This is a genomic window from uncultured Parasphingorhabdus sp., assembly GCF_963677535.2.
In the GTDB taxonomy this organism is placed as follows: domain Bacteria; phylum Pseudomonadota; class Alphaproteobacteria; order Sphingomonadales; family Sphingomonadaceae; genus Parasphingorhabdus.
This window is the reverse complement of the sequence record NZ_CAXXUT010000001.1, coordinates 684,914-707,109: the sequence shown is the minus strand read 5'-3', so window position 1 is coordinate 707,109 and position 22,196 is coordinate 684,914. Positions and strand designations below refer to the sequence as shown.

The 22,196-nt window shown below is 56.6% G+C and carries 18 protein-coding genes; 9 read left to right on the top strand and 9 right to left on the bottom strand.

The window, feature by feature from the left end; all coding sequences use genetic code 11:
• Nucleotides 1–61: 61 nt before the first annotated feature.
• The 3 genes from ACHZCJ_RS03360 to ACHZCJ_RS03350 all read right to left on the bottom strand — a co-directional run bounded on the left by ACHZCJ_RS03360 (nt 62) and on the right by ACHZCJ_RS03350 (nt 3,796).
• Nucleotides 62–1,261, bottom strand: coding sequence for a type III PLP-dependent enzyme (locus tag ACHZCJ_RS03360; RefSeq protein ID WP_321323890.1), 1,200 nt, complete (start codon nt 1,259–1,261; stop codon nt 62–64).
• Nucleotides 1,262–1,407: 146 nt separating this feature from the next.
• Nucleotides 1,408–2,577 (bottom strand): carboxynorspermidine decarboxylase, encoded by a 1,170-nt coding sequence (locus ACHZCJ_RS03355; RefSeq protein ID WP_321323888.1) that lies wholly within the window; start codon nt 2,575–2,577, stop codon nt 1,408–1,410.
• 1 nt (nt 2,578) lies between these two features.
• The gene (locus tag ACHZCJ_RS03350; protein WP_159642444.1) at nt 2,579–3,796 is read right to left on the bottom strand and encodes a saccharopine dehydrogenase family protein; all 1,218 of its coding nucleotides are present in this window, start codon (nt 3,794–3,796) and stop codon (nt 2,579–2,581) included.
• Between the two features lie 53 nt (nt 3,797–3,849).
• Between ACHZCJ_RS03350 and ACHZCJ_RS03345 the strand changes: the two genes are divergently transcribed.
• On the top strand, nt 3,850–4,833 hold the full coding sequence (locus ACHZCJ_RS03345) for a threonine/serine dehydratase (RefSeq protein ID WP_321323885.1): 984 nt from the start codon (nt 3,850–3,852) through the stop codon (nt 4,831–4,833).
• Between the two features lie 333 nt (nt 4,834–5,166).
• Here ACHZCJ_RS03345 and hemA read toward each other — a convergent pair whose 3' ends face one another.
• Both hemA and murI read right to left on the bottom strand, forming a co-directional pair.
• Nucleotides 5,167–6,387 (bottom strand): 5-aminolevulinate synthase, encoded by a 1,221-nt coding sequence (gene hemA, locus ACHZCJ_RS03340; RefSeq protein ID WP_321323883.1) that lies wholly within the window; start codon nt 6,385–6,387, stop codon nt 5,167–5,169.
• A 117-nt stretch (nt 6,388–6,504) separates the two neighbouring features.
• Entirely contained in the window at nt 6,505–7,317 is an 813-nt protein-coding gene (gene murI / locus ACHZCJ_RS03335) for a glutamate racemase (RefSeq protein WP_321323881.1), read from the bottom strand.
• A 152-nt stretch (nt 7,318–7,469) separates the two neighbouring features.
• Between murI and plsY the strand changes: the two genes are divergently transcribed.
• The 3 genes from plsY to topA all read left to right on the top strand — a co-directional run bounded on the left by plsY (nt 7,470) and on the right by topA (nt 11,908).
• On the top strand, nt 7,470–8,063 hold the full coding sequence (gene plsY / locus ACHZCJ_RS03330; RefSeq protein WP_321323879.1) for a glycerol-3-phosphate 1-O-acyltransferase PlsY: 594 nt from the start codon (nt 7,470–7,472) through the stop codon (nt 8,061–8,063).
• Nucleotides 8,064–8,068: 5 nt separating this feature from the next.
• Nucleotides 8,069–9,187 (top strand): DNA-processing protein DprA, encoded by a 1,119-nt coding sequence (gene dprA / locus ACHZCJ_RS03325; RefSeq protein ID WP_321323877.1) that lies wholly within the window; start codon nt 8,069–8,071, stop codon nt 9,185–9,187.
• A gap of 123 nt (nt 9,188–9,310) precedes the next feature.
• Nucleotides 9,311–11,908, top strand: a complete 2,598-nt coding sequence (gene topA, locus ACHZCJ_RS03320; RefSeq protein WP_321323875.1) for a type I DNA topoisomerase — start codon at nt 9,311–9,313, stop codon at nt 11,906–11,908.
• 116 nt (nt 11,909–12,024) lie between these two features.
• Here the strand turns inward: topA and ACHZCJ_RS03315 are convergent, their stop codons facing one another.
• The 4 genes from ACHZCJ_RS03315 to lepB form a co-directional block, all read right to left on the bottom strand.
• Entirely contained in the window at nt 12,025–13,461 is a 1,437-nt protein-coding gene (locus tag ACHZCJ_RS03315; RefSeq protein WP_321323874.1) for a diguanylate cyclase, read from the bottom strand.
• 245 nt (nt 13,462–13,706) lie between these two features.
• Nucleotides 13,707–14,600 carry a GTPase Era gene (gene era, locus ACHZCJ_RS03310; RefSeq protein ID WP_321323872.1) on the bottom strand — a complete coding sequence of 298 codons (894 nt, stop codon included), beginning with the start codon at nt 14,598–14,600 and terminating at the stop codon, nt 13,707–13,709.
• Complete coding sequence (gene rnc / locus ACHZCJ_RS03305) at nt 14,597–15,313, bottom strand: ribonuclease III (protein WP_159642462.1); 717 nt, start codon at nt 15,311–15,313, stop codon at nt 14,597–14,599. Before rnc ends, era begins: the two co-directional genes overlap by 4 nt.
• A complete protein-coding gene (gene lepB, locus ACHZCJ_RS03300; protein ID WP_321323869.1) occupies nt 15,262–16,065 on the bottom strand; it encodes a signal peptidase I in 804 nt (267 codons plus the stop codon). Before lepB ends, rnc begins: the two co-directional genes overlap by 52 nt.
• A gap of 152 nt (nt 16,066–16,217) precedes the next feature.
• Here lepB and pgi point away from each other — a divergent pair, with 152 nt between their 5' ends.
• The 5 genes from pgi (at nt 16,218) to mce (ending at nt 22,128) form a co-directional block, all read left to right on the top strand.
• Entirely contained in the window at nt 16,218–17,717 is a 1,500-nt protein-coding gene (gene pgi / locus ACHZCJ_RS03295; protein WP_321323867.1) for a glucose-6-phosphate isomerase, read from the top strand.
• A gap of 16 nt (nt 17,718–17,733) precedes the next feature.
• A complete protein-coding gene (gene gor, locus ACHZCJ_RS03290; RefSeq protein ID WP_321323865.1) occupies nt 17,734–19,083 on the top strand; it encodes a glutathione-disulfide reductase in 1,350 nt (449 codons plus the stop codon).
• Between the two features lie 128 nt (nt 19,084–19,211).
• The gene (locus ACHZCJ_RS03285; RefSeq protein WP_159642470.1) at nt 19,212–20,738 is read left to right on the top strand and encodes an acyl-CoA carboxylase subunit beta; all 1,527 of its coding nucleotides are present in this window, start codon (nt 19,212–19,214) and stop codon (nt 20,736–20,738) included.
• Nucleotides 20,739–20,748: 10 nt separating this feature from the next.
• Nucleotides 20,749–21,693, top strand: coding sequence for a DUF808 domain-containing protein (locus ACHZCJ_RS03280; RefSeq protein WP_159642472.1), 945 nt, complete (start codon nt 20,749–20,751; stop codon nt 21,691–21,693).
• Nucleotides 21,694–22,128 carry a methylmalonyl-CoA epimerase gene (mce, locus tag ACHZCJ_RS03275; RefSeq protein WP_159642474.1) on the top strand — a complete coding sequence of 145 codons (435 nt, stop codon included), beginning with the start codon at nt 21,694–21,696 and terminating at the stop codon, nt 22,126–22,128. It abuts the gene before it with no gap.
• Nucleotides 22,129–22,196: the final 68 nt, after the last annotated feature.

The following is a 22,196-nucleotide window of genomic DNA, read 5'->3' as shown; positions in this document are numbered from 1 at the left end:
CGAAAACGGGAAGAAACTGCGTCAACTGTAACCGATTGTCAATTGCAACCTAAATCAGTGGCTAGGCGCTCGGAAAGGACACCACATTGTCGCGATCGGACCGGTCGAGATTTTCGCCGACATAAAGGCTGGCCATCGGTTCGTCGGCGACATCATATTCCTCGCTGCTGCCATAGCCGTTGAACTTGGTCCGCATCGCCGAGCCATAGGCACCGATCATACCGATTTCGATATAGTCGCCGGCCTGAATGCTGTCGGGCAGGGTGAACGGTCCGGCCATGAAGTCCATGTCGTCGCAGGTCGGGCCGTAGAAGCTGAAGCCGGTGGTTGCACCATCAACTTCATCGGAACCCACCTGGCGTACCGGAAAGCGCCAGCCGATATGGGCCGCGTCGAACAGGGTGCCATAGGCGCCGTCATTGATATAGAGCTCGTTGCCACGACGGCGTTCAACCTTGACCACCAGCGAGCTATATTCGGCCGACAATGCGCGACCGGGTTCGCACCACAGCTCTGCGGAATAGCTGATCGGCAGATCCTCGAACGTGCGGTCGATGGCGGTGAAATAATGGTTGAGCGAAACCGGCGCCAGATCGGGATAAATGGACGGAAAACCACCACCGACATTGACGATGTCTACGGTCACCGACGCGCCGACAATCGCGGTACGGACCCGCTCGAGAGCATGGACATAGGCGAGCGGCGTCATCGCCTGGCTTCCGACATGAAAGCAGATTCCGAGGCAGTCGGCCCGCTGCCGCACGCGCTGCAGCAATTCGGCCGATTCATCGACATCGATACCGAATTTCGAAGCGAGGCTGATTTCGGCAAATTCCGAAGCCACGCGAATCCGGACGCAGAGCGTCAGGTCTTCGGCATTACCGGTGCCCAGTTCGATCTTCTCCAGCTCTTCGATACTGTCGAGCGAGAAAATCCGCACGCCATGCTCGTGATAGGCTTCCCGCACCGAAGCCAACTGCTTGACCGGGTTCATGTAGCAAAGCGTCGCCTCTGGCAGCGCCGCGCGCACGGTCCGCACTTCGTCGATCGAGGCGACGTCGAAATGGGTGACGCCTTCTTTCCAAAGCAATTGCAGCAAGGTTGGCGAAGGATTCGCCTTCACCGCATAGAGCGACTTGCCGGGAAACTGCTCGACGAAATAACGCGCAGCACGACGGGCAGCGTGTGGCCGGTTAAGCAAAACTGGAATATCTGGGCTAAGAGCCTTCGTCAGCTCCTCGGCATCATGGTAATAGCGCAACTCAAGGGACCCCCTATCGGCTTAGATCGATTGAGCTGCCTTGCGGATTCGCAAGCGGCCATGGGGCAGCGAAGCGCGGCTATATGGCCGCTATATGAGTCTGTAAAGTCCTACATTTACAGAAAGTGCTGCTACCGGTCCATTTTCTAACTCAACCGGTTCCGAAACACCGTCCAATCGAATGTTTTGACGCATTTTAGCGTGTCATTGTCGCTGTTCCACAGCCAGATCGAGGGCAGGGGAACACCGTTGAATGTGTTGGTCTTTACCATCGAATAATGGGCCTGATCAAGGAAAGCGATGCGTTGCCCGATATGCGCGTCGGCGGGCAGGATATAATCGCCGATAATGTCACCCGCGAGGCAACTGGGTCCGCCGAGGCGAATGGCGGTGCCTTCGCTGCGCTCACCCAGCATGGCCGGCCGATAGGGCGCCTCGATTACGTCCGGCATATGGCAGGTCGCCGATATGTCGGTGATCCCGACCGGCATGCCATTGTCGAAGACATCCAGTATCTCGCCGACCAGGATGCCCGCATCCAGCGCCACGGCCTCGCCCGGCTCGAGATAGATATCGCAACCCGACCGCGCTTTCAGATCTTTCAGCAAAAACACCAGCGCCTCGCGATCATAATCATCGCGTGTGATATGGTGCCCGCCACCCAGATTTATCCATTTGAGCGTGCCGAAATGCGGCGCGATATACGGCTCGACCTTCTCCCATGTCTGCTGCAACGCGTCAAAACCCTGCTCGCATAGATTGTGAAAGTGGATGCCGCTCAAATGTCGGAAATGCTCTGGTGCCAGCTGGCTGACCGGAAAGCCGAGCCGGCTATGCGGCTGGCTCGGATCATATTTTTCGGTTTCGCCCAGCGGGATTTGTGGATTGATTCTTAATCCAATTTCAGAACTATCAAGCGTAATCTCTTGACGAGAATCACTTTTCCATCGTTCAATCTGCGCAGGATTGTTGAAGGTGATATGCTCGGAAATATCGCTGATTTCAGCCAGATCACCAGCTCTATAAGCCGGAGAATAGGTGCTGATCGGTCCGCTGAAATGCTCTCTGGCAAGCCGCGCTTCCCACAGGCCCGACGCGCAATAGCCATCGAGATATTCGTCGATCAGTGGCGCCAGAGACCACATCGAAAATGCTTTTAGCGCCAGCAGGACCTTGGCACCCGAACGCGTCCTGATATCTGCCAATATCGCCAGATTCCGCCGCACGGCTGCCTCGTCCACGACGAAGGCGGGCGAGGGAACCCGTGCCAAATCAAAATACGCAAAAGCGCCGGGATCGCCTGCCTTGGTCTCCATCCTAGAACGCCAAAGGTGCTTCCAATTCTTCCAATGTCCACGGCAAACCATGCTCGTTCAGCATCGCCATGAATGGATCGGGATCGAATTCTTCCATATTGAACACGCCGTCGCCCTTCCACTGGCCGGACAGCATCATCGCCGCGCCGATCATCGCCGGAACGCCGGTGGTATAGCTGACGCCCTGGTTGCCGGTTTCCTCGAAGGCCGCCTCATGGCTGCAGATATTCTTGACGTAGAGCGTCTTCTCGACGCCGTCTTTCACGCCGGTTGCGATAACACCGATATTGGTATTGCCCTTGGTGGTTTCACCGAGGCTCGCAGGCTCCGGCAATACGGCTTTCAGGAACTGCAGCGGGATGATCTCGCGGCCTTCGTACATCACCGGATCAATCCGGGTCATACCGACATTCTGCAGCACTTCGAGATGGGTCAGATAGGCATCGCCAAAGGTCATCCAGAAGCGAATCCGCTGAATTTCCGGGAGATGCGTCTTTAGCGACTCGATTTCCTCGTGATACATCAGATACATATTCTTCGGGCCGACCGCCTCGAAATCGAACTCCTGCTTCTGGGTCAGCGCCGGTCCCTCGACCCACTGGCCATTCTCCCAATGCCGCGAGTTGGCGGTAACTTCGCGGATATTGATTTCCGGATTGAAATTGGTCGCGAAATGCTGGCCATGATCGCCGCCGTTGCAGTCGAGAATGTCGAGCGTATCGATTCGGTCGAAATGATGTTTCTTCAGCCAGCAGGTGAACACGCTGGTCACGCCCGGATCAAAGCCGGAGCCGAGCAGCGCCATGATCCCAGCGTCCTTGTACCGGTCCTGATAATCCCACTGCCATTTATATTCGAACTTGGCTTCGTCGCGCGGTTCGTAATTGGCGGTGTCGAGATAGTCGGTCTTGGTCGCCAGACAGGCGTCCATGATCGGCAAATCCTGATAGGGTAGCGCCAGATTGACCACCAGATCAGGCTTTTCCTGCTCGATCAATGCGGTCAGCGCCGGAACATTGTCGGCGTCAATCTGGGACGTGGATATCGCCACGCCGGTCCGCTCTTTGACCGACTCGGCAATCGCGTCGCATTTTGATAAAGTCCGACTGGCCAGTAGAATTTCGCTGAAAGGCCCGCTGCCTGCCGCTATCAACTGTGCCATTTTATGCACTGCAACCGAACTGACGCCGCCTGCGCCGATCACCAATATTTTGCCCATGATTTCCACTCTAAATGCTGGAGAAATGTTAGCCCCGCATATAGGGAGAGGTCATGACAGAGCAAGACCTGATGGACCCTGAGCGCAAACCAACACTTGCAGGGGTTGAACGAGCGGCAAGAAAAGTTGCTGACATACTGCCGGCGACACCGCTGTTGCCTTTGGAAATTGATGGCAAGACAGTCTGGTGCAAGGCAGAATGCCTGCAACCGATTGGCGCGTTCAAAATACGGGGTGGCTGGCACCGTTTGACCGATCTGAACGATGATCAGCGCCAGCGGGGTGTCATTGCCTTTTCCAGCGGAAATCATGCACAGGGCGTTGCATGGGCTGCTCGCAGGCTGAACATACCTGCAACGATCATCATGCCTGAGGATGCTCCCGGGGCGAAACTGGAGAATACAAAGGCATTGGGCGCCAAGGTCATCACCTATGACCGGATGGGCGGTAATCGGGAACAATTGGCAGCCGATCTATCGAAGAAAAGCGGAGCCGTGGTTGTTCCCAGTTTCGATGATCCCTGGATCGTCGAGGGACAGGGTAGCTGCGGTCTGGAAATCCGCGAACAGGTGCGGGCCCGAACCGGATCGGAGCCGGATCAGATTGTCGCCTGCTGCGGCGGTGGAGGCCTGGCAAGCGGGACCGCTCTGGCTAACCCTGACGCCAAAATTATGGTCGTCGAGCCGGAAGGCTGGGATGACATGAAACGCTCGCTGGAAGGTGGAGCGATCGTGCCGGTAGAGGACAACCCGCCCGCGACCGATTGCGACGCGCTGCAAACGCTCAGCGTTGCGCCAATCACGTTCAATATTCTGAAAGATCGCGACGCCACAGGCATCGCCGTTTCCACCGCTGAAGTGCATCACGCGATGCGGGTAGCATTCGAGAAATTGCGCTTGGTCGTTGAACCGGGCGGTGCCGTTGCGCTGGCTGCCATTCTTGCCGGCAAGGTCGGGCTGACCGACCGGACCGCCATCACCCTGTCCGGTGGCAATGTCGACCGTCAGCGCTTCGCGGACATCATTAGGGGTGGCTAGGGTTTGATAAGTCTTTCCTACACCGGTCCTGAGGGCCTATCTTCTGCTGTTTCTGATTCAGGCTCTTTGACAATTTGATTAGATGATAGCGCCACCAATGATCCGCACGCAAAGCTATCCGGATTTGCCTGCGGTTTGGAAAGTCACACTCGGCAACCAGCGGCGGAACGAGAACGGCAGCAATTCTGCGGACTGGAGGCAAAAGTCACAGAAATGAAAAACGCGCGCTTGTGTAAAGTTCTGGCGGGGGGCATTGCGCGGCAAAAACAGGGAAGATCAATCGGGAGTTTGTTCCGATAATTTTATGGCAATGCGGCAATCCGAATTTGAAAACTAGGCCGCGATCGCCCGTTCTAGATCCATCCGGCTCCAGATTTCCACCAGCGCCTTGGTCAGGTCAACCATCATCGCCTCGCTATGCGCCGGTCCGGGCGTGAAGCGCAGACGTTCCGTTCCGCGCGGTACGGTCGGATAATTGATCGGTTGCACATAGACGCCATATTCGGCGAGCAATATATCGCTGATTTTCTTGGCCTTGACCGGATCGCCCACCTGCAGCGGAACGATATGAGTCGTGGAATCCATCACCGGCAGACCCGCCTCGGCGAACAGGTCCTTGAGTTTCTGGGCGGCTGCCTGCTGGCCATCGCGCTCGGCGGTCGACTGTTTCAGGTGCCGGATGCTGGCCAGGGCGCCGGCGACAAGCACTGGCGAAAGGCTGGTGGTGAATATGAAACCCGGGGCATAGGACCGGATCACGTCGACGATCTTCTGGTCAGCGGTAATATAGCCGCCCATCACGCCAACGGCCTTGGCCAATGTCCCCTCGATGATCGTGATCCGCTCAGCCGCCTTGTCGCGTTCGGAAATACCGCCGCCGCGCTTGCCGTACATGCCGACCGCATGGACTTCGTCGCAATAGGTGAGCGCGTTATATTTGTCGGCCAGATCGCAAATGGCGTGGATCGGCGCGACATCGCCATCCATCGAATAGATGCTTTCGAAGGCGATCAGCTTCGGCGCTTCGGGATCTGCGGCAGCCAGCAATTCTTCGAGATGCTCGAGGTCATTGTGCCGGAAAACCCGTTTCTCGCAGCCGCTGTTCTTGATTCCGGCGATCATCGAAGCGTGGTTCAGTTCGTCTGAAAAGATGATGCAGCCCGGCAGTACCTTGGTCAGCGTGGACAACGTCGCCTCATTCGATACATAACCCGAGGTGAAAAGCAGCGCGGCGGACTTGCCATGCCAGTCGGCCAGTTCCCGCTCAAGCTGGATATGATAATGGGTGTTACCGCCGATATTGCGGGTTCCGCCCGATCCGGCTCCGACGTCGTGCAGAGCCTCTTCCATCGCCTGGATCACATCAGGATGCTGGCCCATGGCGAGATAGTCATTCGAGCACCAGACGGTGACCGGTTGCGGACCGTTATGATGTGCGAAACAGCGGGCATTGGGAAAGGATCCCTTGTTGCGCAGGATGTCGATGAATACCCGGTAGCGACCCTCGGCATGCAGCCGGTCAATCGCTTGCGAAAAAATCTTGTCGTAGTCCACTGTGCACCAAATCCTGCGTCAAATCTGAGTTTGCTGTTTTCTGGAAATGGCCTTTAGCGGCCTTTTCGCACAATTTCCAGCGCGAACCACTCGCAATAAGGGTTGCCCGCCACGGGCTTACAGCTTTTCGAACCGGCTTATACCATATCTGGCGAAGGCCGGGCGGTAGGGCTCGATATTGGCGATATCTCCGGTTGTGACAAAAGTCCCTTCCCGCTCATCGTCCGGCCATGTCCTGTTCCCGGTCAGATAGGCAATCCGGCGCGCGATACCTTTGGCGCCGTCAATGAATTGGACGGGCCTTCCTGCCGCGACGGCCAGTTCGTCGCGCAACAGCGGAAAATGGGTGCAGGCCAGGATGACCGTGTCCAGCTCCGCGCCGCCGGCCTGTTCAACCAGCCCGGACATGGCGGCCGCTATTGCTCCGGCGTCGGGCTGCTCTCCGCGCAGCTTGGCCTCGGCGGCATAAACCAGTTCCGGAGCAGCATGGCGCAGCAGCATTTTGTCAGCGGCAAAATCGGCAGCGAGCCGGTCGACATAAGGTTGCCGGATGGTCGCCTTCGTGCCGAGAAGGCCGATCACCCCGGTCTTGGTCAGCTCGCTTGCCGGTTTGATCGCGGGCACGGTGCCAACAACCGGGATGTCCAGCGCGGAGCGGACATGATCGAGAGCAATGGTCGATGCGGTGTTACAGGCGATCGTGACCAGTTGCGGTTTGTACCGTTCGACGAGACGGCCGAGGAGCGCCGGAACGCGGGCGGCGAGCTCGGCTTCGGACTTCATGCCATAAGGCAATCCAGCATAATCCGCAGCATAGATGACCGGTGCCTTGGGCAGCAAGTGTCGTGTCTCGCCCAGAACCGAAAGCCCGCCGACACCGGTATCGAAAAACAACAAGGGAGGGCATTCGCCATTCTGCGCTTCAGTCATGTTATGCCCATAGCCAGAATAACGACGCGACGGCAACCGCTTCGGTTCGTCTGACAGATGTTTGGCCTTGACGTTTTTTCGAGCGAAATACTTGCCCATCACCACCGGTAACTATAGCGCGGATCGAAATAGGGGTATTTGCAGTGCAGTCTATGTGGGTAGAACCAATTTTGGCGTTAGGGCTTGGCTATTTGCTGGGTTCCGTTCCTTTCGGGCTGGTGCTGACGCGGCTCTCCGGCGGCGGCGATCTGCGCCAGACCGGGTCTGGCAATATCGGCGCCACCAATGTTCTCCGGACCGGCAACAAGGCGATGGCTGCGCTAACCCTGCTTCTCGACATCGGCAAGGGATTTGCTGCGGTTTACATAGCCTTGCAGGTTTCTAACGAACTGGGCGTACTGGCCGGTCTCGGTGCCTTTCTCGGCCATCTTTACCCGATATGGCTCCGGTTCAACGGGGGCAAAGGCGTTGCGACACTGCTCGGCATTGTCACCGCCCTGATCCCCATTGCGGGCTTGATATTTGCGGTCACGTGGCTTGGATCGCTGGCGATCTGGCGCTACTCTTCGGTTGGCGGGATGCTCGCTGCGATATCGGTGCCGATAGCAGCCTTCGTTCTGGGTGAATATGCGATGATGCCCATGTTCATCGGGCTGGCCTTGCTGGTTTTGTGGAAACATCGCTCCAACATCGAGCGTTTGATCGCGGGCGAAGAGCCAAAAGTCGGAGCGTCAAAAAAGGCATGAAGTGAATGGGCGAAAGCCAGGAAGCGTTTGACCGGCTCCGGCTAATCCGATCCGAGAATATCGGACCCGTTACTTATCAGCAGTTGATCAGAAGATTCGGGACAGCAGCCCGGGCACTGGAAGCTATTCCCGATCTGGCGGCTCGGGGTGGCGGACGCGCGCCACGGATTGCAGAAGTGAAGCGAATAGAAGCGGAAATGCAATCGATTCACCAACTGGGAGCCGAGTGCCTGTTCCTCGGGGATCCCGCTTATCCTGTGTTGCTCGCGGAGCTTGGCAATCCCCCACCGGTCCTGATCTGGCAGGGCCACTCAGGTCTGTTGGACAAACCAGTGGTCGCCATAGTGGGAGCAAGAAATGCGTCGGCAGCGGCGTGCCGCATTGGCCGCGATCTAGCCAATAGACTGTCGGAAGCGGGGATTGCAGTAGTGTCCGGTCTGGCGAAGGGCATCGATACCGCCGCTCATCAGGGTTCGCTGGGTAAGGCCACGATCGCGGTAATCGCTGGCGGTCTGGATGTTTTCTATCCACCGGAGAATGAAAGATTGCAGCGGACGATAGCCGAGCGCGGGTTGCTGCTGGCAGAACAGCCTCCGGGAACGGAACCGCGCGCCCGGCATTTTCCCTATCGCAACCGGATCATCGCCGGACTCGCGAGAGGCACGGTGGTTATCGAAGCGGCGCCGCGTTCGGGCTCATTGATTACGGCCCGGCTGGCGGCGGAAGCAGGGCGGCAGGTAATGGCGGTTCCCGGCTCTCCGCTCGATCCGAGATCGAGGGGCTGTAATATGCTGATCCGGGAGGGCGCGACGCTGATCCAATCGGCCGAGGATATACTGGAAATGATCCGGCATTTTGACGATCGCGCGGAACCGGCGGCTTGTGGCAGCGAATTTCGGGCCGATCGGGACTATCCGGCCTTGTACGGGAACGGACTGACGGAAATGGACAATGCAGAACGGGAGCCGGTGATAGCGTTGCTGAGCATGACGCCAGTGACTGTCGATGAGTTGGTCAGGCAATCGGGGCTGGATGCTCCTGCGGTGCAACTGGCCCTGCTTGAACTCGAGCTGGCCGGACGACTGATCCGTCATGCCGGGGCCCGGGTCAGCCTGTCGAACTGATCGCTTGTAGACTGGTAAAATCTCGACCGCCATTGACAAAAATCTTCACACAGGCCCTTGACCTGTAGCCAATCCCTGCCACAGCCTCGTGCGTGTACGTGAGAACAAAGAAAATCGGAACATATGCAGCTAGTCATTGTCGAATCACCCGCCAAAGCGAAAACCATCGAGAAATATCTGGGATCGGATTTCAAGGTTTTGGCTTCCTACGGCCATATCCGCGACCTTCCACCCAAGGATGGCTCCGTCGATCCGGACGATGGTTTCGCGATGACTTGGCAAAATTACACCGACAAAACAAAGCAGCTGAAGGCGATTACCGACGAGTCGAAAAAAGCGACACGATTGATTCTCGCGACTGACCCTGACCGTGAAGGGGAAGCAATCAGCTGGCATGTTCAGGAAGTCTTGCGCAAGAAAAAGGCACTTCCGGAGAAGGTCGACCGGGTTACCTTCAATGCCATCACCAAGGCTGCCGTGACCGACGCCATGGCGCATCCACGCGAGCTGGACGAAGACTTGATCGATGCCTATCGGGCACGGCGGGCGCTCGACTATCTTGTCGGGTTCACCCTGTCACCGGTATTGTGGCGCAAGTTGCCGGGCGCAAAGTCTGCAGGGCGCGTGCAGTCGGTATCGCTCAAGCTCATCGTCGAGCGGGAGCGCGAAATCGAGGCGTTCAAGCCACAGGAATATTGGTCGGTTACCGCGCAGATGGAGCAGGGTGGCCAGCCGTTCGAGGCGCGCCTGACCGTGCATCAGGGCAAGAAGCTCGGCAAGATGGACCTTGTGACCGAAGAGCAGGCCATGATCGCCAAAAAAGCCGTTGAAAACGGTCTTTTTACGGTCGAAACTATCGAGACAAAGCCGCTAACCCGCAATCCACCACCACCGTTCACGACTTCCACGCTGCAACAGGAAGCCGCGCGCAAACTCGGCTATTCCGCGAGTCATACGATGCGCATCGCGCAGCAGCTCTACGAAGATGGTGCGATTACCTATATGCGTACCGACGGAGTCCAGATGGACGGCAGTGCAATTTCTGCCGCGCGCAAGGCGATCGCTGACCGTTACGACGCAAGCTATGTTCCGGACAGCCCGCGCATATATAAGTCGAAGGCCAAAAATGCGCAGGAAGCCCATGAAGCCATTCGTCCCACGAACTTCACTCAGCGGACCGTTGGAAGCGGCGATCACGCCAAGCTGTATGACCTGATCCTGAAGCGGGCCATGGCAAGTCAAATGGCGTCGGCCCGGCTCGAACGCACCACCGTCGAAATGCTTGATGGTAGTGGTCAGACCGGACTGCGGGCCAATGGTCAGGTCGTTAAATTTCCCGGTTTCCTGGCGTTATACGAGGAAGGCCGCGATGACGACAAGAACGAGGATGGTGGATTGTTGCCAGCGATGTCCAAGGGGGACAGTCCGGCCAAACAATCCGTCGATGCATCGCAGCATTTCACCCAGCCGCCTCCACGCTATAGCGAAGCCAGTCTGGTCAAGAAGATGGAGGAGCTGGGTATCGGTCGGCCGTCGACCTATGCCTCGATTATCAAGACGCTGAAAGACCGCGCCTATGTACGCGTCGAGAAAAACCGGTTCTTCGCTGAAGAAAGCGGCCGGCTTCTGACAGGATTTCTCGAGCGCTTTTTCGATCGCTACGTTGCCTATGACTATACCGCCGGTCTCGAAGATGAGCTGGATGAAGTCAGCGGTGGTCGCGCCCAGTGGCAGGAAATCCTTGAAGCTTTCTGGCATGATTTCAAACCCAAGACCGTCGAGGTAATGGAGAAAATGCCGTCGGAAGTCACCGCGGAACTGGACAAGTTTCTGGGTGACTATCTGTTCCCGGAAAAGGAAGATGGCTCGGATCCGCGACTGTGCCCGCGCTGCAATGAAGGCAAGCTGGCGCTACGCGGCGGTCGTTTCGGCGCTTTTGTCGCCTGTTCCAACTATCCTGAATGCAAGTTTACCCGTCGATTTGCGCAAGGCGGCGGCGCCAACGCAGACGAAGATGAAGGTCCGCAGGAACTGGGCGTTGACCCCGACAGCGACGAGAAAATTACCAAAAAGGTCGGTCGCTTCGGCCCATATGTGGAAAAAGGCGAGGGCAAGGAAGCAAAGCGCTCTTCTATCCCGAAGGATATTCCACCGGAAGATTTCGGCCTCGAATGGGCCGTGAAGCTGCTGTCACTTCCCCGAGAAGTTGGCAAACACCCGGAAACCAGTGAACCGGTGATGGCGCAGATCGGTCGTTATGGCCCCTATCTGAGCCACAATGGCAAATCCGCACGGCTTGAAAATACCCAGGAAGTTTTCGAAATCGGTATGAATGCAGCCGTTGCCAAACTGGCGGATGCTGCCAAAAATGGTGGCGGTCGCGGCCGCGGGAAAATGGAACCGCTCAAGATATTGGGCAAACATCCGCGAACCGAATCCGAGATCAAACTGATGGACGGCCGTTATGGGCCTTATGTTACCGACGGGACAACCAACGCTTCGTTGCCGAAGACAGTCGACAAGGATCAATTGACGCTGGAAGAAGCGGCGCAACTGATTGACGCTCGCGCAGCCAAAGGCCCGGCTAAGAAACGGGCCAAGAAAAAAACGGCTCCAAAGAAAAAGCCGGCCGCCAAGAAAAAACCTGCTGCAAAGAAGAAGCCGGCAGCGAAGAAGAAACCGGCTGCAAAAAAGGCGCCAGCCAAGGCCGATCCCGAATAGGGCAGGGCTGGGCAAGAAGGGCGAGAGGCCGGTGCGCTGCTCGCTCTCCAGGAACCGAACCGCGAGAGTGGTCTGGTTCAGGGCTAACCGCCCAATCCTGTCATCTGCTCTTCAGATCAGGCGGCAATTTCCAGCCGATTGCGGCCGCCATGTTTTGCAGCATATAATGCTTTGTCGGCCAGTAGCAGCATTTCTTTCAGTTCGTGAAATCCGGCGCTGTTGGCCAATCCTGCGCTCACAGTCACCCCGATGTCAGGCTGCAGCAACCGCGCATCCATTATCGCGAGGCGCAATCGTTCGACCTGCGCTTCTGCTTCGGCGATTGACGTGTCGGGCAACAACATCAAAAACTCCTCACCGCCGATGCGGCCTACGAGTTGGTTTCGGGATATCGTGCGCTTGCAGATTTTGCCGATCATTCTGAGAATATCATCGCCCACAGCGTGGCCAAACCGGTCGTTTACAGCTTTGAATTTGTCGACATCGAAGATCGCGATGGAAAATGCTCCGTTCCCTTCCTGGGCGCGTTGCAAGGCAAGTTCGCACTGTTCCATGATATGGCGTCTGGACGAAAGGCCCGTCAGCTCGTCGCGAGCGAGCAGCCGCATCTTTTGCAATTTTGCTTCTTCTGCTTTCCGCTGGTCTTTTTCTGCCAGAATTCTCAGGAGCTTTTCGTTTTCAATGATCTTCTCGACCTTGCTCTGGCGGTCCGCCAGCAAGGAAGCGATCGGCAGTGCCAGCATCAGCTGACTCGCGATATAGGCTTGCAGGACGAATATCTTGGTAATCTGGCTTGCCTCCAGTCCGGCGATCGGACCAAATCCCGAAAGGGTGAAAAACTCTGCCACGATGGCGACCATGAGGGTGGAGGCCATCCCGCCAAAGGGACCGAAGCGAAAAACCGCTGCAAAAACGGGAATCGCTGTCAGGAAAAGCAGAGGTACTGCAGTCTGAACGAGTGCAACGGCCGATACAGCGAAAACCAGTGACATGATCCCGGCAAATTCGAACCAGCGGCGTCCGGGCCAGATATATTTCTCCGCGCCGGTGATCGTTGCATGAATGATGTTGAAGCAGGGCAGGAAAATCAGCAGCCCGAGTAGATCGGATGCGAACCACGACAACCAGGCATTCGCGAAATTTTCGATGTCTCCGAGAGACGCGATGGATGCGGAAATGGCCGTCACGATAGTTGCCACTATGCCAAATTCGACCAGTTGGGCCGGGTTATATAATCCGGTTTTGGGAAATCCGAGGCGCGCGAGAGCCAGGAAAACCAAGACCGCTTCCAGCACGTTCGAGAGCGAATAGAGCAGGGCTGCTTGCAAGGGGAAACCGGAGTATAAATTTACAACCAAACTCGCCAGAAAGACACCGGTGCAATAAACCGGATGCTCTTTTCTCGGGAAAATCATCAGCATGAACACTAGGCTGGCATTGGCTGACCATAAGGCTGCAAAACCGCCGGTATGGTTTGACGCTGCAATGACGATCAGCGAATTCAGGCAGAACAGGGTTGTTACCAGAGCTGCGCGGGTTGATGTATGCCGCATAGCAGCTAATTTCGAAGCCAGATTTTGCAAAACCGTCCCCAATTCAAAACGTAATTGGCCCCCGGGAATCTATCGCAGAGAAGGGCTAATTTAAGGTTAAGATTGCTCAGGTTTCTGGACGGGCGTTGCACGGCCGCGTGCGCATGTCGGGAGAATGCCACCCGCCGTCGGAAGCTGCTTGGGGAGCCTGTCAGGACTGATGTCAGGCGCCGGCTTTTCCCGGACAGTCAGAATATCGGTTCAGCCTATTTGACCCAGTCGAGACCCATGTCCTGATAGAGGCTTCGGTCTTCGTCCCAGTTCGCGCTGACCTTGACGTGAAGATAAAGGTGGACCGGCCTGCCCAGAATACCGGACAGTTCGGCGCGGGCTTTGGCGCCGATTTCCTTGATCTGATGCCCGCCTTTGCCCAAGATAATGGCTTTCTGGCTGGCCTTTTCCACCAATATTTGCTGATGGATCTCGAGCGAACCGTCAGGCCGTTCCTTATATTGTTCCATAGCGATGGCGGTTGCATAGGGCAGTTCGGCATGCAGTTGCCGGAATACCTGCTCGCGGGTGATTTCTGCAGCCAGAATTCGTTCGCTGGCATCGGAAACCTGGTCGGCCGGAAAATGCCACGGGCCTTCCGGCATTGCTTGCACCAGATAAGACCGCAATTCCTGAAGTCCGTCGCCGGTTTTGGCGCTGATGAAAAACGTCTCATCGAAGTCCGCCAGTTCATGCAGTTTGACGACATGTCCGAGCATCTTGTCTTTCGCGGCGATATCGACCTTGTTCATGACAAGGATGATATTCTCGGAGCGATGCTTGATCCGGTCTACGATTGAGGTGACTTTGGTCCCGAGACCGGCGCGAGCATCAACCAGAAGGACGATGATGTCGGCGTCTTCAGCGCCTTCCCATGCTGCGGAAACCATCGCCCGGTCAAGCCGGCGATGCGGCTCGAAAATACCCGGCGTATCGACGAGCAGCAGCTGTGTGTCTTCCTCGATCGCGATGCCCAGCAGCCGCGTTCGCGTGGTTTGCGGTTTGGAACTGGTTATCGCGACCTTCTGGCCGACCAGCGCATTTATCAGAGTTGATTTTCCGGCGTTCGGTGCGCCGATCAGCGCCACTACGCCGCATTTTTGTGTCATGTGAATGTTTCCAGAAATTTCTTGGCCGCTTCGGTTTGGGCCGCCTGAATGGCGGACGCAGTGGCCATAACTTCGCCGACATTGCGTACGCTCACCCGTACAGTGAACTTCAGGTCATGATCCGGGCCGCTTTTATCGACCAGTTCATATTCGGGGATTTTGCGATTATTGGCTGCGGCCCATTCCTGCAGCGCGGATTTCGGATGGCGAACATCGCCGGCCGTCGTGGAAACCCGGTTTTCCCAATGGCTGAGGATGAATTCGCGGGCGGCGTCCATACCATGATCGATATAGACTGCGCCAATCAGCGATTCCATTACGTCACCCAGGACCTTGACGCTCTTTCGCGCGCCATCGTCGCGCGCCTGTTTGCCGAGGAGAACATGGTTGCCAACGCCGATCTGTCTGGCGACTTCACCACACACCGAACCGGAAACCAGTCCGTTGAGTCGCTGCGACAATTGGCCTTCCGGCTCATTGGGAAACTGGTGATAGAGATGATCGGCGATCACCAGCCCCAAAACCCGGTCGCCGAGAAATTCGAGGCGCTGATAGTCTTTCTCTCCGTGGCTTCCATGCGTTGCCGCGCGAACATAGAGTTCCGGTGTCACAGGTTGTTTGCCGGTAATCTCTGCGATCCAGTTCAGAAAGTCGGGCCGGCTCAAAAACCTTCTCCGATCCGTTCCCAACGTGCTGCGGTAAACCAGGTCCATGGTTTGATCCATTCGGCCGAGCCGTCGGTTGAAAAAACCGAAACAAGTGCTTTTCCCACCAGATTTTCTTCCGGTACCATGCCGATAGCCTGGCCTTCCTGGGCCGGGAACCGGCTGTCTGCACTGCGATCCCTATTGTCGCCCATCAGAAACAGGTGGCCATCAGGAACGACAAATGCCTGTGTGTTATCACCTTCCGAATTTTCGAAAATATCGAGGGTACGATATGTAACCCCGTTGGGGAGCGTCTCCTGAAACTGCGGATAGCGACAAATCGTGGAACCATCGTGTACTGCGGACACAAATTCCTCGCGGTAACAGGGGCTGTTGGGCGTGACTGGCAATTCGAAATCTTCTATTCTCTTGCGCTCGACAGGTGTTCCATTGATGGAGATAACGCCATTGGTAACCTGCACGATATCACCTGATAACGCGATAACCCGCTTGATATAGTCGTCCTGCGCGGTCGGCGGTGCCTTGAACACTACAACATCACCTGGTTCGGGTGAATGTGGCAAGACGCGTCCGGGAAGCAGCGGTAGATTGAATGGCAGGCTATATCTGGAAAAGCCATAGGGCCATTTTGCCACCAGCAGATAGTCTCCAACCACCAGACGCGGCTGCATGGATTCCGACGGAATATTGAACGGTGACACGATAAAACTTCGCAAAATCAGAATGAATAATGCAAGTTTTACAAGGAACGCGACAAAGTCGCCTGTTTCCGATCGTTCTGCTTTGTTTCGCGCCATGCCGCCCCTTCGCCGACAATGGCAGTGGCGTCAAGATTTCTTGCAACCTGCCGATCCCTGCTATTTTCAACTTGAGGCCGGTCTGTCCGCCGGATAGGGCTAGTGCAACCAACGGGCACGCATGATTTACACTATCAGGATCGGATGATTGAATGACTTCAGACCAGTGGCAAAGCCTCAGGAGCCTTCCTCAGACAACTCTCACCAGTCTGTTTGAAGCGGATAGCAAGCGAGTCTCCGGTTTCGGATGGGAACAGGCTGGTATCTATTTCGATTTTTCGAAAACCCATCTCGACGACAAGACAGTCGGCGCTTTCTCTGCCCTCGCTGACGACATGGGACTGTCGCAACGCGTTCAGGCCCTGCTTTCCGGAGAGACGGTCAATATTAGCGAAGGCCGTGCGGCGGAGCATTGCGCGGAACGGGGCATCGGCAGTCCGCCAAGCGTCGAAAACGCGCAGGCGCTTCACCAGCGGATGAAAAGTCTGGTGGAAATTATCGATTCCGGCGCGCTCGGCGAATTCACGCAGATCATTCATCTCGGCATCGGTGGCTCGGCACTGGGACCAAAAATGCTGCATCAGGCGCTCAAACTGGGCGACGAGAAATATGAACTGGCGGTGGTCTCGAATATCGACGGAGTCGCGCTTGAGCCGGTTCTGGAGCGCTTTGATGCCGGCAAAACGCTGCTGGTGATCGCCTCGAAGACATTTACCACCGCAGAGACCCTGATGAACGCCCAGTCGGTACTCGACTGGATGCGGGAGCAGGGCGTTGCGGATCCACTGGGGCAGGTGGTTGCACTGACGGCAAGCCCGGAACAGGCAGTGAAATGGGGCGTGGATGAAACGCGCATATTGCCGTTTTCGGAAACGGTCGGCGGACGCTATTCGCTCTGGTCGTCCATCGGTTTCAGCGTTGCTCTCGCGCTCGGCTATGATGTGTTCGCGGATTTGCTGGCTGGCGCTGCCCTTATGGATCAGCATTTCCGGGATAGCCCGTGGGACCAGAATATTCCGGTGCTAGCGGCCTTCGCCGATCAATATTATGCCCAGATCCGTGACTGTGAGACCCGGGCGGTATTCGCTTATGACGAGCGGCTGGGCTTGTTACCCGACTATCTTCAGCAGCTTGAAATGGAAAGTAACGGCAAAGCGGTGACGCTGGATGGCGAAGCGCTGGCTTTGCATTCCAGTCCGATCGTCTGGGGTGGTGTCGGCACCGATGCGCAGCATGCCGTGTTTCAGCTGCTGCACCAGGGGACCCATCTTGTGCCGGTTGAATTTCTTGCGGTTGTCGAACCGGGGGATTCGCTGGATCCGGCTCATCACAACGGCTTGTTGCTCAATTGTTTCGCTCAGGGCGCTGCGTTGATGGCGGGGGAAAAATCCGATGACAGTCATCGAAACTATCCGGGTGACAGGCCCTCGGTCACGATCTTATTGGAAGAGCTGGAAGCATCTTCACTCGGTGCGCTGCTGGCTTTTTATGAGCATCGGACGTTTGTGAATGCGGTGTTGCTAAACATCAATCCGTTTGACCAATTTGGCGTCGAGCTTGGCAAGCAAATGGCAAACAAGCTGGGAGCCGATGATGGTAACCGATTGGATGCATCGACCGAAGAGTTAAAGAAGCGGGCTTTTGGCGCCTGACAATAAGGAACGATAAATGGCTAAATATGATTATGACCTGTTCGTTATCGGGGCAGGTTCCGGCGGAACACGGGCTGCGCGGGTCTCTGCATCCTATGGCGCGAAAGTCGCGGTAGCCGAGGAATATCGGGTCGGTGGCACCTGTGTAATCCGCGGCTGTGTGCCAAAGAAACTGCTGGTTTACGGTTCGCATTTTTCCGAAGAACTGGAAGACGGAAAAAATTTCGGCTGGACCTGGGAGAATGCCAAATTCGACTGGACCAAATTGCGGGACCATGTCCTCAAGGATGTCGACCGGCTGAACAATGCCTATACCGATACCCTTAAAAATCATGGGGTTGAGATTATTCTCGAGCGCGCCGAGCTGGCGGGCCCGCATGAGATCAAGCTGGCGGGCGGAAAGACCGTTACGGCGAAATATATATTGATCGCGGTCGGCGCCTGGCCCGCCGTGGCTGATTTTCCCGGCAGCGAGCTGATGTCGACGTCCAATGAGATGTTCCATCTGGAGGCGCTGCCCGAATCGATCATCATCGCCGGCGGTGGCTATATTGCCAATGAGTTTGCCGGAATATTCAATGGCTTGGGCAGTGATGTGACGGTGGTTAACCGGTCCGATATCATCCTGCGCGGCTATGACGAAAGCGTGCGCGACCGGCTGATCCAGATTTCCCTCGCCAAAGGTATCAGCTATAAATTCAACTGCACATTTGACCGGATCGAGAAGCGGGATGACGGGGCGCTCGACGTGTACATGGACGGCAAAAAAGACCCGGTTCGTACCGATATCGTGCTCGCAGCAACCGGAAGACGGCCAAAAGTTGACAATTTGGGGCTGGAAAATGCCGGCGTTGCAACCAATGACAAAAACGCCATCATCGTCGACGATTATAGCCGGACCAATGTCGAAAATATCTATGCCGTAGGCGACGTCACGGACCGCGTGCAACTGACGCCGATCGCCATCCGTGAAGGGCAGGCCTTTGCCGACACCGTGTTTGGCGACAATCCGCGCACGGTCGACTATGACAACATCCCGTCCGCGGTATTCTCGCAGCCGCCAATTGCCTCGGTCGGCCTGACCGAGAGCGAGGCGCGCAAGCAATATGGCAATATAAAAATCTATTCGTCGGATTTCCGGGCGATGCGCAATGTTTTTGCCGACCGGGCCGAGCGCAGCCTCTACAAGATGATCGTCGAGCATCCGACCGAGAAGATTCTCGGCTTGCACATGATCGGGCCCGATGCGCCGGAAATATTGCAGGCGGCAGCGGTCGCGGTGAAGGCAGGGCTAACCAAGCAGGCTTTTGACGATACGGTCGCGTTGCACCCCAGCATGTCCGAAGAGCTGGTACTGCTTAAATAGATAACGTTACGGCATCCATAGCGTGAAGATATGGTTTAATCGGGCAATTAATTGCTATTGACGATTGCCTAACCGGCTGCTCTTTGACTAGGGCGTATCGCATCAAGTGATTCACAGCCGGGGGTTTAATGTCAGACATTATCGCACAATTGGAAGCCAAGCGCGCTGAAGCTATGCTCGGTGGCGGGCAAAAGCGGATTGATAGCCAGCATGCCAAGGGCAAGCTGACGGCGCGGGAGCGGATCGAAATTCTGCTCGACGAAGATTCGTTCGAAGAGATCGACATGTATGTGGAACATAATTGCGTCGATTTCGGAATGGACAAGACCAGGATCGCCGGCGACGGCGTGGTTACCGGCTCGGGCACGATCAACGGCCGGCTGGTTTTCGTGTTCAGCCAGGACTTCACCGTATTCGGCGGATCGCTCTCCGAACGCCATGCCGAGAAAATCTGCAAGGTCCTCGACAATGCCATGAAAGTCGGGGCGCCGGTGATCGGCATCAATGACAGCGGCGGCGCGCGTATTCAGGAAGGCGTGGCATCGCTTGGCGGCTATGCCGACGTGTTCCAGAAAAATGTTCTGGCCAGCGGCGTCATTCCTCAGCTCAGCCTGATCATGGGGCCCTGCGCCGGCGGTGCAGTCTATTCACCGGCGATGACCGACTTTATCTTCATGGTGAAGGACAGTTCTTATATGTTCGTTACCGGGCCCGATGTGGTCAAAACGGTGACCAACGAGATCGTTACACAGGAAGAACTGGGCGGAGCGGTCACGCACACGACCAAGACGAGTGTCGCCGATGTCGCCTATGAAAATGATGTCGAAGCGCTGCTGGCAGCACGCGATTTCATCGACTTCATGCCGCTCTCCAACCGGGAAGAAGTGCCCGAACGGCCGACCGCCGATCCGTGGGACCGGCTCGAGGAAAGCCTCGATACGCTGATCCCCGACAATGCCAACCAGCCTTATGACATGCACGAGGTCATCCGCAAGATGGTCGACGAGGGCGATTTCTTTGAAGTCCAGCCGGCCCATGCCGGCAATATCATCTGCGGCTTTGGCCGGATGGAAGGCGCCACCGTCGGCGTCGTTGCCAACCAGCCAATGGTGCTCGCCGGTTGCCTGGATATCAATGCGTCGAAGAAAGCGGCCCGTTTTGTCCGCTATTGCGATGCGTTCAACATTCCGATCGTCACTCTGGTGGACGTTCCCGGCTTCCTGCCCGGCACTTCACAAGAGCATAACGGTATCATCAAGCATGGCGCCAAGCTGCTCTTCGCCTATGCCGAAGCGACCGTGCCGAAGATCACCATCATCACCCGCAAAGCCTATGGCGGCGCTTATGACGTGATGGCGTCCAAGCATCTCCGCGGCGATCTCAACTATGCTTGGCCGACCGCGGAAATCGCCGTGATGGGCGCAAAAGGTGCGGTCGAGATCATCTTCCGTGGCAAGACCGAGGAAGAGATCGCGGAGCATACTGCGGAATATGAAGCGCGTTTCGCTAATCCGTTCGTCGCGGCCCAAAAGGGCTTTATCGACGAAGTGATCATGCCGCATTCGACCCGTCGCCGGGTGGCTCTGGGATTACGGAAACTGCGCAACAAGCAGCTGGAGAATCCGTGGAAGAAGCATGACAATATTCCGTTGTAGGGGATAGAATGTGCCAACAGGATTAGTAGCCCTGCTCGACGATGTCGCAGCCATTGCGAAAGTTGCGGCGGCGTCGGTTGATGATATCGGTGCCGCAGCCGCGCGCGCGGGGACCAAATCCGCTGGCGTGGTGATCGACGATGCGGCGGTGACGCCGACTTATGTCACCGGTTTTGATCCGTCGCGCGAATTGCCGATGATCTGGAAAATCACCAAGGGGTCGTTCAAGAACAAGCTGGTCTTCTTGCTACCGGCTGCGGTTCTTTTGGGGCAATTTGCGCCCTTTTTGATACCGATCATCCTGATTTTCGGCGGATTGTTCCTCTGTTATGAAGCCGCCGAGAAGGTGTTGGAATTTTTCCACGTCGACGAGTCCACAAAGCATGACCAGCCCGCCATTATCGAGGGGCCGGGGCGGGAGAAGGAAATGGTCTCCGGCGCGATCCGTACCGACCTGATCCTGTCCGGCGAGATCATGGCGATTGCCCTGTCCGAACTGACCGATCAGGTCTGGTGGGAACAGGCAATCATCCTCGCGATCATTGGCATTGTGATTACCGTGGCGGTCTACGGCGCGGTTGCACTGATCGTGAAAATGGACGATATCGGCTTGCATATCGCGCAGAATAACGAGGGCGCGTTGCGCTCTTTCGGCCGCAGTCTGGTTCGGTTGATGCCCAAGCTGCTCTCCGCCCTGTCGATTATCGGCACCCTGGCCATGGCCTGGGTCGGTGGCGGATTGCTGGTGCACAATATTGCTGCGCTGGGCTGGCACGGGCCGGAACATCTGATCGACTGGCTCTCGCATCCTTTGCTCGGCCTGTTCCCGGCATCTGCCGAACTTATGGTTGGCGGGATTGCCTTTGCGCTCCTGTCGGGAATTCTCGGCGTGCTCGTCGGAGCCGGGATAGCGCCGCTTGTGCACAGATTCATTCCACATGGAGAAGGACATTAGATGAAATTGGGAAGATTGAACCATATCGGCGTGGCAACACCCGATCTTGACGCCTCTATTGCTTTCTATCGCGATGTCATGGGCGCTACCGATATCACCGAACCATTCGTGCTGGATTCGCAGAAAGTACGCGTCTGTTTCGTGAATACACCGGGCGAGGGCGAAACCGCCGGCACGCAGATCGAGCTTCTGCAGCCGACGGAAGCGGACAGCGCGGTTGGCAAATGGCTGGAGAAGAACCCGCTCGGCGGTCAGCATCATATCTGTTTTGAAGTGCCCGACATTCACGCCGCCAAGGCCGAGTTCGAAGCGATGGGCAAGCGAGTCCTCGGCGAACCGCGGATCGGCGCGCATGGTACGCTTATCTTTTTTGTGCATCCCAAGGATATGGGCGGAATGCTAACCGAAATTATGGAAACGCCCGAGGGGCATTAATCGCTGGATCGTCATCATCTACGGGACCGTCATCCTGAACTGGATTCAGGATCTCGAGGAGGCCCTGA

What these genes read in the sequence shown, in the direction of transcription:
- ACHZCJ_RS03285 (WP_159642470.1), top strand. Translation starts at nt 19,212, where the DNA reads ATGTCAGACATTATCGCACAATTGGAAGCCAAGCGCGCTGAAGCTATG.
- murI (WP_321323881.1), bottom strand. Translation starts at nt 7,317, where the DNA reads ATGACTGAAGCGCAGAATGGCGAATGCCCTCCCTTGTTGTTTTTCGAT.
- plsY (WP_321323879.1), top strand. Translation starts at nt 7,470, where the DNA reads ATGTGGGTAGAACCAATTTTGGCGTTAGGGCTTGGCTATTTGCTGGGT.
- ACHZCJ_RS03355 (WP_321323888.1), bottom strand. Translation starts at nt 2,577, where the DNA reads ATGGAGACCAAGGCAGGCGATCCCGGCGCTTTTGCGTATTTTGATTTG.
- rnc (WP_159642462.1), bottom strand. Translation starts at nt 15,313, where the DNA reads ATGGACCTGGTTTACCGCAGCACGTTGGGAACGGATCGGAGAAGGTTT.
- gor (WP_321323865.1), top strand. Translation starts at nt 17,734, where the DNA reads ATGGCTAAATATGATTATGACCTGTTCGTTATCGGGGCAGGTTCCGGC.
- dprA (WP_321323877.1), top strand. Translation starts at nt 8,069, where the DNA reads ATGGGCGAAAGCCAGGAAGCGTTTGACCGGCTCCGGCTAATCCGATCC.
- ACHZCJ_RS03345 (WP_321323885.1), top strand. Translation starts at nt 3,850, where the DNA reads ATGACAGAGCAAGACCTGATGGACCCTGAGCGCAAACCAACACTTGCA.
- era (WP_321323872.1), bottom strand. Translation starts at nt 14,600, where the DNA reads ATGACACAAAAATGCGGCGTAGTGGCGCTGATCGGCGCACCGAACGCC.
- lepB (WP_321323869.1), bottom strand. Translation starts at nt 16,065, where the DNA reads ATGGCGCGAAACAAAGCAGAACGATCGGAAACAGGCGACTTTGTCGCG.
- topA (WP_321323875.1), top strand. Translation starts at nt 9,311, where the DNA reads ATGCAGCTAGTCATTGTCGAATCACCCGCCAAAGCGAAAACCATCGAG.
- pgi (WP_321323867.1), top strand. Translation starts at nt 16,218, where the DNA reads ATGACTTCAGACCAGTGGCAAAGCCTCAGGAGCCTTCCTCAGACAACT.
- mce (WP_159642474.1), top strand. Translation starts at nt 21,694, where the DNA reads ATGAAATTGGGAAGATTGAACCATATCGGCGTGGCAACACCCGATCTT.
- ACHZCJ_RS03350 (WP_159642444.1), bottom strand. Translation starts at nt 3,796, where the DNA reads ATGGGCAAAATATTGGTGATCGGCGCAGGCGGCGTCAGTTCGGTTGCA.
- ACHZCJ_RS03315 (WP_321323874.1), bottom strand. Translation starts at nt 13,461, where the DNA reads ATGCGGCATACATCAACCCGCGCAGCTCTGGTAACAACCCTGTTCTGC.